The organism is Nocardioides sp., assembly GCF_031422975.1.
Classification (GTDB): domain Bacteria; phylum Actinomycetota; class Actinomycetes; order Propionibacteriales; family Nocardioidaceae; genus Nocardioides.
Window position 1 is genome coordinate 1 of sequence record NZ_JANPEO010000542.1, and the last position, 11,731, is coordinate 11,731.

Annotated in this window: 9 protein-coding genes; 4 read left to right on the plus strand and 5 right to left on the minus strand. The window is 72.3% G+C overall.

Features of this window, described 5'->3' with window-relative positions:
- Positions 1-114 precede the first annotated feature (114 nt).
- From RMO85_RS16085 to RMO85_RS16095, 3 genes are all read left to right on the plus strand, one after another.
- Positions 115-1,683 (plus strand): glycerol-3-phosphate dehydrogenase/oxidase, encoded by a 1,569-nt coding sequence (locus RMO85_RS16085; protein WP_310529732.1) that lies wholly within the window; start codon positions 115-117, stop codon positions 1,681-1,683.
- 362 nt (positions 1,684-2,045) lie between these two features.
- Positions 2,046-2,171, plus strand: coding sequence for a hypothetical protein (locus RMO85_RS16090; RefSeq protein ID WP_310529733.1), 126 nt, complete (start codon positions 2,046-2,048; stop codon positions 2,169-2,171).
- A gap of 195 nt (positions 2,172-2,366) precedes the next feature.
- On the plus strand, positions 2,367-2,933 hold the full coding sequence (locus tag RMO85_RS16095) for a YceI family protein (protein ID WP_310529734.1): 567 nt from the start codon (positions 2,367-2,369) through the stop codon (positions 2,931-2,933).
- Between the two features lie 117 nt (positions 2,934-3,050).
- On the opposite strand, the gene RMO85_RS16100 is transcribed toward RMO85_RS16095, so the two are convergent.
- Positions 3,051-4,823, minus strand: coding sequence for a DEAD/DEAH box helicase (locus RMO85_RS16100; protein ID WP_310529735.1), 1,773 nt, complete (start codon positions 4,821-4,823; stop codon positions 3,051-3,053).
- Positions 4,824-4,935: 112 nt separating this feature from the next.
- Here RMO85_RS16100 and RMO85_RS16105 point away from each other — a divergent pair, with 112 nt between their 5' ends.
- Entirely contained in the window at positions 4,936-5,850 is a 915-nt protein-coding gene (locus RMO85_RS16105) for a GNAT family N-acetyltransferase (protein WP_310529736.1), read from the plus strand.
- A gap of 106 nt (positions 5,851-5,956) precedes the next feature.
- Here RMO85_RS16105 and RMO85_RS16110 read toward each other — a convergent pair whose 3' ends face one another.
- The 4 genes from RMO85_RS16110 to RMO85_RS16125 form a co-directional block, all read right to left on the minus strand.
- The gene (locus tag RMO85_RS16110; RefSeq protein ID WP_310529737.1) at positions 5,957-6,946 is read right to left on the minus strand and encodes an FtsX-like permease family protein; all 990 of its coding nucleotides are present in this window, start codon (positions 6,944-6,946) and stop codon (positions 5,957-5,959) included.
- Complete coding sequence (locus tag RMO85_RS16115; protein ID WP_310529738.1) at positions 6,867-9,038, minus strand: hypothetical protein; 2,172 nt, start codon at positions 9,036-9,038, stop codon at positions 6,867-6,869. Before RMO85_RS16115 ends, RMO85_RS16110 begins: the two co-directional genes overlap by 80 nt.
- A 64-nt stretch (positions 9,039-9,102) precedes the next feature.
- Entirely contained in the window at positions 9,103-11,400 is a 2,298-nt protein-coding gene (locus tag RMO85_RS16120) for a hypothetical protein (protein ID WP_310529739.1), read from the minus strand.
- 41 nt (positions 11,401-11,441) lie between these two features.
- Positions 11,442-11,731: ATP-binding cassette domain-containing protein (locus tag RMO85_RS16125; RefSeq protein ID WP_310529740.1), on the minus strand; the 290-nt coding region annotated here is incomplete at its 5' end.

An 11,731-nucleotide genomic window follows, 5' to 3' on the forward strand; every position in this document is an offset into this window, starting at 1 on the left:
GGTGCTCGCCGCGCACGGCTTCGTGCTCAGCGGGCACACGATGGTCGACGACGACGTGAGCGAGGACGACCTCGCGGCCGAGGCCCGCCTGATCATCTCCCGAGTGCTGGCGCCGTGAGCGACGCCGTGAGCGACCGGGCCGGCGGCCGGCCCCCGGGCCGCATCGGTCACGGCATCGCCGACCTGCCCGACCGGGTCGACGTCGTCGTCATCGGCCTCGGCATCACCGGTGCGGGCGTGGCGCTCGACGCGGTCACCCGTGGCCTGACCACGCTGGCCGTCGACGCCCACGACCTCGCGTTCGGGACGTCGCGCTGGTCGTCCAAGCTCGTGCACGGCGGCCTGCGCTACCTCGCCAAGGGCCAGGTCGGGGTCGCGCACGAGAGTGCCGTCGAGCGCGGCATCCTGATGGAGGTCACCGCTCCGCACCTCACCCACGGGATGCCCATGCTGGTGCCGCTCATGTCGAGCGTCTCGCCGTTCGCCGCCGGCCTGACCCGCGCCGGCTTCTGGGCCGGTGACGTCCTGCGGCGTGCGGCGCACACCTCCCCCGAGACGCTTCCACGCCCCCGCAAGATCTCCGCGACCGAGACCCTCAACCTCGCACCCGGCCTGCGCGCCGACGGCCTGCGCGGGGGGCTGCTGTCGTGGGACGGGCAGCTCGAGGACGACGCGCGGCTCGTGACCACGGTGGCCCGCACGGCCGCGGCAGCCGGCGCCCACCTGCGCACCCGGGCCCGCGTCGTGTCGGCGAGGGGCACCAGCGTCGACCTGCGCGACGAGCTCACCGGCGAGACCCGGACCGTCACCGCGAAGGCCGTCATCAACGCCACCGGCGTCTGGGCCGGGGAGCTCGTCGACGAGATCACCCTGCGTCCCAGCCGCGGCACGCACCTCGTGCTCCGCGCCGAGACGTTGCCGCTGCTCCGCGCCACCGTCACGGCACCGGTGCCGGGATCGACCAGCCGCTTCGTGATGGTGATCCCGCAGCCCGACGCCACGATCTACGTGGGGCTCACCGACGAACCCGTCCACGGCGACATCCCCGACGTACCCACGCCGTCGGAGGCCGAGATCGGCTTCCTGCTCGACGTCGTCTCGGCCGCGTTCGCCCGCCCCCTGCGACGCAGCGACGTGGTCGGCGCCTTCGCCGGACTGCGTCCGCTCATTCATGCGGGGGACGGGTCGACCGCCGACATCTCGCGCAAGCACGCCGTTCTCACCAGCAGGACCGGCGTGATCACGATCGTCGGCGGCAAGCTCACGACCTACCGTCGGATGGCCCAGGACGCGGTCGACGCCGCGATCGTGGCCGCCGGTCTGGTCGGGGGCCCCTGCGTCACCGCGTCCACCCCCCTGCTGGGGGCGGCGCCGCGCGCTGAGCTCGCGCGTCTCGAGGAGCCCGCTCGACTCGTACGCCGCTTCGGCACCGACGCCGCACTCGTGCTCGACACCGCGCGCACCGTCAGCGGACTGAGCGACGAGGAGCTCCTCGCCCCCGCGACCGACCAGGTCCCCGTGACGCTGGCGGAGCTGATCTTCGGGGTCACGCACGAGGGTGCGGTGGACGTGGACGACCTGCTGGATCGCCGTACGCGCGTCGGCCTGATCGCCGCCGACCGCCAGCTGCTGGTGCCGCTCGCGACGCGGGCGCTCGAGCTCGCGGACGCGGCCGAGAGCTGACCCACCGAACAGGTCCGGCGAACTGGTCCTCACCAGTGCCCCCACATTCCCTCGATCTCGAGACACATCCGAGCACGAGGTGAGAAGGTTCCCCACGCGTGCCCCTTGCTGACCCCATGCAGCAAGGGGCCGCACCCCCGGCTGCCGGGCCGAATCGCGCCGTCCGGGCGCCCCACGCGCCCCCGGCGCCCCCTCCCTCCCGACGCACGCACGCGCGTCGAGCGCCAGCGTGGAGCAACGCAGGCGCTCCTGCCGGCGGGCGGCGGCCGAGGTGGAGCCTCAGGGGCGATTTCGCCATCTTCTTGGCGCAGCAGTGGGGATGAGGTACCTTGGGTGAACGGACAGTGAACGGGAGGTGTCACATGAGGAACAACCAGACGACCAGTGGACTCGCCTGCACCTGGGTCGTGGTGGCTGACGCAGCCGGCCACACCCACATGGAGGCACGTTGGACCCTGGCCCAGGCGGCTGCGGCGCACGCCGCCTGAGCGCCGGCCAACCGCTTCGCGAGCCGCGACCCACTGGGGGTTGCGGCTCGCTGCCATTTCCGGGCCCCTCACTGCTGCGAGCGAAGTCCCGTTGCGCCTCGTGGAGAAGGTTCCTTGCGACCTGGGGAATACTGGGCGAGCAGTCATGTTGAAAGTTGTACTACCTGCTCATCCAACCCCTCAAGGAGACACGCCATGTCGCAGTTCGACGCCCCCACCACCGCCATCGACAACATCACCGGCGACTACACCCTCGACACCGCCCACACGCGCCTCGGCTTCGTCGCCCGGCACGCGATGGTGACCAAGGTGCGCGGCCAGTTCGGCGCCTTCGAGGGCACCGCCAGCATCGACACCGCCACCCCCGCCAACTCCAAGATCGACCTGACCATCGACGTCACCTCGGTCGACACCGGCAACGGCGACCGCGACGGGCACCTCAAGTCGGGCGACTTCTTCGACACCGAGACCTACCCCTCGATCCGCTTCGTCTCCACCGACGTCACCCGCGACGGCGACGTCTGGGCCGTCACCGGCGACCTGACGATCAAGGACGTGACCAAGCCCGTCACCATCGACTTCGAGCAGACCGGCTCGGCACTCGACCCGTTCGGCAACACCCGCGTCGGCTTCGAGGGCGAGACCACGGTCAACCGCAAGGACTTCGGTCTCACCTGGAACGCCGCCCTCGAGACCGGTGGCGTGCTCGTCTCGGACAAGGTCAAGCTGGAGTTCGACATCTCCGCGATCAAGGCCGCCTGAGCATCGCCTGCCTGAGCCGGCGGTGACGCCGGGTCAGCCCTCGTACCCACCCTGACATCTCAGGGTGGGTACAGCCATGTCCCCGGCGTTGCAGCCGAGCCGGGCCATGCGGCCCGCTCAGCTCTTGTGGCGCGGCTTCTTCGAGCGCGAGTCGCTGTCGCCGTACGACGTCGAGCGGGCCTGGCTTCGGGCCGCGGGGGCGCCGCTGTCCTGGCGGATCTCGATCAGCTTGCCGGAGATGCGGGTCGTCGCGAGGCGGTCCAGGGTGCCCGCCGGGAGGTCGCGCGGCAGCTCGACGAGCGAGAAGTCCGGGCGGATGTCGATGTGCCCGAAGTCGCCGCGGGAGAGGCCGCCCTCGTTAGCGAGCGCGCCGACGATCTGGCGGGGCTCGACCTTGTGGCGCTTGCCGACCGCGAGGCGGTAGGACGCCATCTCGACGTCGGTGCGGCCGCGGGGGCGACGCTCGGGCTTCTTGGCGCCGCCACGCTCGGGGCGCTGCTCGCGGGTGTCGAAGTCGCGGCGCGCGGGCTCGCGCTCCGGCTCCATGTAGAGCGGGTGGTCGCCGTGCATGACGGCCGCGAGGGCAGCGGCCACGTCGACCTCGGGCACGTCGTGCTCGGAGATGTAGTGGGCCACGACGTCGCGGAAGAAGTCCAGCTTGTCACCCGAGAGCGCCTGGGTGATCGCGTCGTCGAACCGGTTGAGGCGGGTCGAGTTGATGTCCTCGATCGTGGGGATCTGCATCTGGGTCAACGGCTGGCGGGTGGCCCGCTCGATCGCGCGGAGCAGGTGCTTCTCACGCGGCGTCACGAACGCGATCGAGTCACCACTGCGACCCGCGCGGCCGGTGCGGCCGATCCGGTGCACGTAGGACTCGGTGTCGGTGGGGATGTCGTAGTTGATGACGTGGCTGATCCGCTCGACGTCGAGGCCGCGGGCGGCGACGTCGGTGGCGACCAGGATGTCGAGCTTGCCCGACTTGAGCTGGTTGACGGTGCGCTCGCGCTGCACCTGCGGCACGTCACCGTTGATGGCCATCGCCGAGAAGCCCCTTGCCCGCAGCTTCTCCGCGAGGAGCTCGGTCTCGTTCTTGGTGCGGACGAAGACGATCATCCCCTCGAAGTTCTCGACCTCGAGGATGCGGGTGAGGGCGTCGACCTTCTGCGGGTAGGAGCAGATGAGGTAGCGCTGGGTGGTGTTGGCGCTGGTCGTGGTCTTGTTCTTGACCGTGATCTCGACCGGGTCGTGGAGGTACTTCTTGGAGATCCGGCGGATCTGGCTGGGCATGGTCGCCGAGAACAGCGCCACGTGCTTGTCGTCGGGGGTGTCGGACAGGATCGTCTCGACGTCCTCGGCGAAGCCCATCTTGAGCATCTCGTCGGCCTCGTCGAGCACCAGGAAGCGCAGCTGCGAGAGGTCGAGGGTGCCCTTCTCCAGGTGGTCCATGATCCGGCCGGGCGTGCCGACGACGATGTGGACGCCGCGGCGGAGCGCGGAGAGCTGGACGCCGTACCCCTGACCGCCGTAGATCGGCAGGACGTGGACGCCCTTCATGTGGGCGGCGTACTTCTCGAAGGCCTCGGAGACCTGCAGCGCGAGCTCGCGCGTGGGCGCGAGCACGAGCGCCTGCGGGGTCTTCTGCGAGAGATCGAGCTGGGACAGGATCGGCAGCGCGAAGGCCGCGGTCTTGCCGGTTCCGGTCTGCGCGAGGCCCACCACGTGGCGGCCGGCGAGCAGCGGCGGGATGGTCTGGGCCTGGATCGCGGACGGCGACTCGTAGCCCACGTCCTCGAGCGCCTTCAGCACTGCCGGGGAGAGCCCGAGCTCGGTGAACGTCTGCAGGGGGGCGTCGTTGGCATCGGGGCTGTCGCTCTGGGGAAGGTCACTCACCCTGCAACGGTAGTGGTTATCACGCCTGGCGGCCGCTTCGCGGCCGGGGCGATTCTTGTCACTCGCGCAAACTCAGGAGACATCGCCCGGCACGTGCCTTCACAATCGGGACATGCCTGATGCACCGCCGGCCCTCCCCGAGGGCCTCACCACCCGGCCGCTCACCAGGGCCGACTCGCGCATCCTCTTCGACCTGATCGCCGCCCAGGAGCGCGAGGACACCGGCGAGGTCGACATCGAGGAGGCCGACCTCGTCAGCGACTGGGCCAAGCCGAGCTATGACCTGTCGGCGTCCTCGGTCGCGGTCTTCGACGGCGACCTCCTGGTGGCGTACGCCGAACTCATGGGCGCCGACAGGGCCGACGCGGCCGTGCTTCCGGCCTATCGCGGCCGCGGGATCGGCACCTGGCTGGCGGCGTGGCTGCGCGCTCTCGGCCGCTCGCGCGGCGCCTCGGTCGTCGGTCAGCCCGTCCCGGAGGGCTCGGCCGGGGACCTGCTCCTCGCGGCGCTGGGCTACCGGATCCGCTGGACGAGCTGGATCCTGCAGCTGCCGGAGGGGAGGCAGATCCCGACGCGCGACCTGCCGCCGGGCTATGTCGTACGAGAAGCGCTCGAGGCCGACCTCGAGCCCGCCCACGACGTGCTCGAGGACGCGTTCCTCGAGTGGTCCGAGCGTGATCGCGAGCCGTACGAGGACTTCGCCGCGTCCACCTTCGGCCGCCCGGGGTTCGCGCCGTGGAACTTCCGCGTCGCCGTCGACCCGGCCGGTGCGGTCGTCGCGACGGCGCTCGTGTTCATCTCGACCGAGAGCCCGACGGCGTACGTCTCGCGCCTCGCCGTACGCCGCGACCAGCGCAACCGGGGCCTCGCCCAGGCGCTGCTCGTCGACTCGTTCGCGGCCGGGCGCGAGCACGGCGCGACCGTGTCCGAGCTCAGCACCGACTCCCGCACCGGGGCGCTCGGGCTCTACGAGAAGGTCGGCATGGTGACGACCGGTGTGTGGGTCAACCGCTGCGTCGACCTTTGAGCGCCGGGGTCTTCTTCTTCCCGGATCGATCGATATCCATGGGCGCGATGGCTCCGTTTCAGGCCGATTCCGAGCCATCCCTCCCATGGATATCGGGAAGGACCACTCAGCGGGCGGACTCCCGCAACGTCGACCCGCGGGCGCCGCGGACGGTCAGGGAGGCGGAGAAGAGGGCCGCAAGACCGAGCACGACGACCGCGAGGGCGGCGAGCGCGGCGAGGCGCAGCGGCGAGATCGCCGCGACCAGGTGGGGAGTGGAGATCGCGTCGACGGTCCCGAGGGTGATGGTGCGGAGCACGACGTACTGCGCCAGCGAGCCCGCCAGGATGCCGGCCACCGCGGCACCGCCCAGCACCACGAGGAACTCGCGGGCGACGGCGGACATGACCGACGAGCGGGGTACGCCGACGACGCGCAACGCCGCAGCGTCGCGGCGTCGCGCCGGCAGCTGGACGGCCGTGGAGACGAACAGCCCGGCCAGCGCCATCAGGAGCACCAGCACCGCGACCACGGCGTACAACCGCAGCGCCAGGGCGTAGGCCCCCTGGTCGAGCACCCGCTGCTGGGCGGCGAGCGTGGTCTCCACCGTGAGCCCGGCCCTGGTGAGCTCCGTCGCCATCGACGCCGGGGCGCCCTCCCTCATCAGCACCCTGGTGTCGAAGAGGTTGTCGTAGACCGGGCGGTCCGCCACGAACGAGGCGTAGTCGACGAGCAGTCCGGCAGGCCCGACGAACGGCATGCCCTCGACGGTCGTCACGGGGTCGACCGGGATCGCGCCCGAGACGTCGGCGTCGTCAAGGCTGCCGAACACACGATCCGGCACATCCACACCGCGGACCGCCGGCCGCCTGAGCGGGATGCCGCCGGCCGTGAGCCGCGCCAGGGCCGAGCCGGCGGTCGAGTCGAAGGTCAGGTCGATCGTGTCGCCCGAGACGTCGATGGTGGCGATCGAGGAGCGCGCACCGCTGGCGGCCGTCGGCGCCCACGCCACCCCCGCGATCGCGGCGTCCACCACGTCACCGTCGACCGCGATGGACAGCACGCGGGCCGAACCGGCCATCTCCATCGCCGTTGCGGCGCCGCCGCCGAGGGTCATCCCCTCCAGCGGACACCCGGTGCGACACGTCGTGGGCAGACGCACGCTCTGCGTGGTCTCGCCGGTCGGGAACGGCCCGAGATAGCGGCGCTCCGGCACGCCCCCGACGGTGCCCAACCGCGCCTCGACGTTGAGCTCGCCCGACGTCTGGGCCCGGTTGTCGAGCGTGATCGACAGCCTCGTGCCGACGAGTTGGGGTATGACGCCGGGCAGCGTGATGTCGGCAGCGATCTCCTCGACGCTGCGCCCCGGGCTCCACGTCTCGGGCCAGGTCGAGACGGCGGCCAGCCGGGACGCGTCGACGACGGCGAAGCTCGCGCCCGGGTTGAGCACGGACGCGGCCGCCATCAGCCACTCGCCCTCGGGGTCGAGGCGGCGGGTGAGGTCGCGGGTGTCGCGCATCGACTGTGACGAGGTCCACGTCGTCGCCGCGGGGGAGGCGGTCGCGGCGACGCTGCCGCGCCAGGTCGCCGCGGAGTCGTAGACCCCGGCGCCGAACACCGCGACCGCGATGGCCGCGGTCACCGGGAGGATCACCAGCGTGCCCTCCTGGCGTCGGGAGATCGCGCGGGCCGACACGAAGCCGCTGAGCGACCTCGTCGACGCGCGCCGAATCGTCCACCACGTCGGCCCAGGCGGTCAGCCGCGTCGCCGCCAGTCCGGCCACGACCGCGAGCAGCACCGGCAGCACCATGTCGGTGAGGTCGGGGTCGCTCGGACCCGAGGCCGAGAGCTTGGAGACGAGCACGGCGAGGACCAGCGCCACCAGGGTCAGCTGGGCGACGACCGCCCACCGTCGCGACTCCCGGGGGCGGCGTACGCCCGAGAGCTGGGAGGCGAGGGTGTCCCGCACGACCATCCCGACAGCCGCGCAGGCGACGCCGATCGCGACGACGAGGACCAGCGCCGCGGCGGCCCAGCTCAGCCACGGCAGCGGCACCGGCAGCCCGGGCACCAGCCACCGCCGGATGAGCAGCGTGCTCAGTCCGATGCCGAACCCGATGCCGAGCGGGACTGCCGCCACCAGGATCACCAGGGGTTCGGCCAGGCCGAGCAGCCACAGCCGGGTCGAGGAGACGCCGCGCAGCGAGGCCAGCGCGAGCTCCGGCACGCGGATCTCGCTGGCCGCCATCAGCAGCCGCATCAGCAGGGCCAGCGCCACCAGCACCAGCGAGAACACCGCCGGCGCGATCGACGTGCGTGCGGTCGACCGCTGGTCGCGGACGTCGGCGTCGACCTGCGCGAGGTTGTTGGTGTCGGGGATCCCGACGAGGGTGCCGCGCTCGACGTCCTCGGCGTCCTTCAGGGTCGCGGCGGTGGCGACTGCCGCGGCCAGGTCGGCGGGCGTGGCGTCCGCGGGCACGTCGAGGGGCGTGTCCACACGGACGCTCCACGCGTAGGCGCCGAGCTGCTGCATCGTCTCGTGCGTGGTGAGCAGGGGAGCCGGCTTGTACGGCTGGTAGCCGCCGGAGAGGCTGGACTGCTCGTTGGTCGAACGGAGCCGGAGGGGGAACTGCCAGACGTCGTCGTCGACCGGGGTCGCGTAGGAGCCGACGACGGTGACGGGGTCGAGGGGCGAGCGGGGGAACCTCCCGCTGATCTCCTCCGGCTCGAAGACGTTCAGCTCCAGTGGCTCGCCGAGCCTCGCCCCCGCCGTGTCCAGGTCCGCGGCCAGCATCACCACCTCGCCCGGCGCCGACGGGCAGCGGCCCTCGATCACGAGTCCCGCGCAGACGTCGTCGCGCGAGAAGAACGTCACGGCGCCGCGCAGAGCGCTGTACTCCACCGACTCCAGGGTCGCCGTCGGCGTACCCCACGGACCGTCGTTGCGGGCGCCGGACTCCGCGATCGCACGCTCGATGGCGGCCTCGGGCTCGAGCGGGCCGTCGGGGGTGAACACTCGCGCCAGCCCGGTGGACGCCGCCGGCGCCTCCTGGAGCCGGGTGACGACGTAGGAGTTGGTGACGGCCTCGGAGAAGATCGGCCCGAGCACGGCCGAGCCCAGCGCGAGGGCGGCGAGCACGACCGAGCCGACGCTGAGGAGTGCCCGCGAGCGCAGTCCGCGGATGATGGTGGCGAGCAGCTGGGTCATCTCGGGGTCCCTACGACGTTGTTCGGGGGAGCGCAGCGGAGGAGACGAAGGTCGTGGGGTGAGATCATCGGCCCTCCTCCTCGCGCAGCGTCGAGGGCCGGGTCGTCTCGAGACGTACGGCGCGGGCCCGGCCGCCGATGGCCAGCATGGCGATCGCCGCCAGCACCGCTGGGACGGCCACCGTCCACACGGTGGGCGCGTTGTCGAGGGGCAGGGACGCCGGCGGCAACGTCACCAGGGGCAGCCCGTCGAGGAGCAGCCGGACCGCGAGCAGGCCGCCGGCGGCGACGGCGAGCACGACCACCACGGCGAGGGCGCCCAGCTCGACCCGGCCTGCCCTGCGAGCCTCGCCCAGTCCGACCCCGAGGACGCGCAGGGACGCGACGTCCCGGCGGTAGCTGCGCAGGTGCCGAGCCACCCCCGCCGCCAGGGCGAGCAGCGCGACCAGCGCGCAGAACACCGCCATCAGCGCATAGGCACGGGCCTGGTCGGCGCCCGCTGCGGCGCCGAGAGTGCGGCGTACGTCCGCGAGCTGCTGCGGCCGGGTGCCGGTCGCCCTCGTCAACGCGCTCAGCATCGAGTCAGGCGTGTCGGCGGCCACCACGATCGAGGTCTCCGCGGTGGGTACGGTCGAACCGGCGCCGACCATGCTGGTCGGCAGGTCCGTCAGCTGGCCAACAGTGCCGAGGAAGGGCAGCGCGGTCAGGCGGGTGGCGGTGCCGAGCACCCGGTCGTCACCGGAGACGTCGAGCGGCGGCGTGGCGGCGGCGCCGGCGACCAGGACGGGCGTCGGGGTGGAGGCCGCTTCGAGCGTCAGCGGGAGGTCGGAGTCGGGGAGGGGCTCGATCTCGAGGCCGTCGGGGCGGTTGGCGAGCACACGACGGTCGGGGTCGAACGAGTCGGGCGCGAAGCGGTTGTTCGCGGCCTGATCGACGGACTCGCGATCGGGACGCCACCCAACGTCCACCAGTGACTGCTGGCCGACGTCGATGCGCGTGAGCAGCACGCGGTAGCGGCTGGGGTCGAAGAAGAAGAAGTTGCTGACGGTCTCGCGGAAGACCCGGACGACCGAGAGTCCGGTGATCTGGCAGCCGCGCGCGCAGCCGCGAAGCTTGACCGACCGGGTCGCCGGCGCGCCGTCCTTCGCGAGCCGGAGCTCGACCTCGACCGACGAGCCGCTGTCGTCCTCGGTGACGTAGTCCAGTCGGACCGCGAGCCCCTCCGTGGCGTCGCGTTGCGACTCGAGCAGCCGGCCGGTGACGGTGAAGTCGTTGGCCGTGGTCGACACGTCCGGGGTCGTGGTCACCAGTCCTGGCACTCTGGTCGCTGCATCGGCGGCCGGAGTGCCGGCATAGAAGTCACCGGCCACGGCCGCGAAGCGCGCCGCATCGACGTAGGCACGACGCTCGCCCAGTCGGGTCTCGTTGGGCACGACCGCGACGGCCATCAGGTGCTGGCCCTCCGGGTCGAGGTCGCGGGTCAGCGCCATCGCCTGCACGGCGCCGTTCTCGACCGGCACCGACACGGGTCCGCCGGCCGCGATGCGCGCTTGCCCGTCGACCCAGTCGGTCACCGACGTCGCCCCGGTCGCGGCGAGCACGCCGACGACGGCCGCAGCCACGAGGAGTCGCATCGGCGTCACGAGGTCGTCGGCCCGGGAGAGCCGGCGAGTGGCGAGGAAGCCGGGCAGGCCCGTCGTCGCCGTCGCACCGGTCGCGCCCCGGGCGAGGAGCCGCAGCACCCAGATCGCGAGCTGGCCCAGCGCCAGCCCGACCAGCGCCGGGCCGAGCAGCACCAGGACGTCGGGCTCACGGTCGACGACCGTGCTGCTGCGGTAGGCCGACACCGCTGCCCCGACGAGGACGAGCACGCTCGCGAAGATCACCGTCGTCGACGCGCGGCGGGGCCGGGTGCGGGTCGCGACCTGCGCGGAGAGGGATTCGGTGGCGGTCGCCCAGGTGCCGAGCAGGACGATCAGCAGGCTGCCGGCCGCGATCCCGACCGCGACGTACACCGCCCTCGACCCCAGCTCCGGGGGGGCGGCATCGAGCCACGCGCCACCGGAGATCCGGGCGACCAGCCGACCGAGGCCCAGGCCGAGACCGGTGCCGAGCACGATGGTGACGAGCGGTTCGAGGAGGAGTACGCCGCCGAGCCGGAGTCCGCGGATGCCGCGGAGTCGCGCCAGTCCGATCTCCTCACGGCGCGCGGTCGCCAGCTCGCGACCGGTGCTGGGGATCGCGACGGCACCCAGCATCAGCAGCGGCGACATCAGCCAGCGGGAGGTTCCCGCCGCCTCGGCGAAGGCGAGCACCGCGACCGCTCCGCCCACCACGACCGTGGTCATGGCGAGGAGGGTCATCAGTGCACCACGGCGACACCAGGCGCCGCGGAGGCTGCGGGTCATCCGACCACCAGCCGGCCCTCGTCGAGCGCGAAGTGGACGTCGCACGCGTCCACGACCGCCGGGTCGTGGGTGGCGACGACGACGACGGCTCCGCGAGCGGCTTCCTCGCGGAGCTCGGCCAGGACCACGCCGCGGTTGCCCTCGTCGAGCTCGGAGGTGGGCTCGTCGGCGAGCAGGATGCCGGCGCCCACGACGAAGCCACGGGCACAGGCGACACGCTGCATCTGGCCGCCGGACAGCTCCTCGACCTGACGGTCGCCGAGGTCGGCGATGCCGAACCGACCCA